The 595-nt window shown below is 64.4% G+C and carries 1 protein-coding gene; it reads left to right on the top strand.

The genetic code is table 11. The features are described from left to right. Nucleotides 1–31: 31 nt before the first annotated feature. On the top strand, nucleotides 32–595 hold a 564-nt coding region (locus IVB29_RS02585), incomplete at its 3' end, for a DUF3459 domain-containing protein (RefSeq protein WP_247501835.1).

The following is a 595-nucleotide window of genomic DNA, read 5'->3' as shown; positions in this document are numbered from 1 at the left end:
GAGAGTTGCAAGCAAGATCGGAGGTGCGCAGATGCGCATCCTGGCGATGCTGCTGATGACCCTGCGAGGAACGCCATTCCTCTACATGGGCGACGAGATCGGCCGTGAGCGGGTGTCCATTCCGCCCGATCGAACCCGCGATCCCTTCGAAAAGCTGTTGCCCGGCTTTGGGCTGTGCCGGGATCCCGAGCGGGCACCGATGTGCTGGGACGACCGCCCGAATGGCGGTTTCACCGACGGAGACCCATGGCTACCGCTCGGTCCAGGCGGCTCGCATCATGTCGCCGGCCAGCAACGGGATGAGCGCTCTGTCCTCGCCCTGTTTCGAAGGTTGATCGCGCTGCGGCGCGCGGAGCCGTGCCTGCGCCAAGGCGACCAGCTGCCGCTGCGTTCGCAGAACGACGTCTTTGCCTTCAAACGCGCGCTGAACGGCGAAGAGATGCTGATCCTGCTCAACATCGCTGCCGAACCTCGGAAGTGGTGTTGGCAAGGTCACGGCCGCCTGTTGATATCGACACATCTCGATCGCCCCCCGCAGCCGCTGGCGGACGCCTCCCTCCTGCTGCGGGGCAATGAAGGGATGATGATCGCTATC

Source organism: Bradyrhizobium sp. 1 (assembly GCF_023073315.1).
Classification (GTDB): Bacteria; Pseudomonadota; Alphaproteobacteria; order Rhizobiales; family Xanthobacteraceae; genus Bradyrhizobium.
This window is presented reverse-complemented; position numbering and strand designations above follow the sequence as displayed.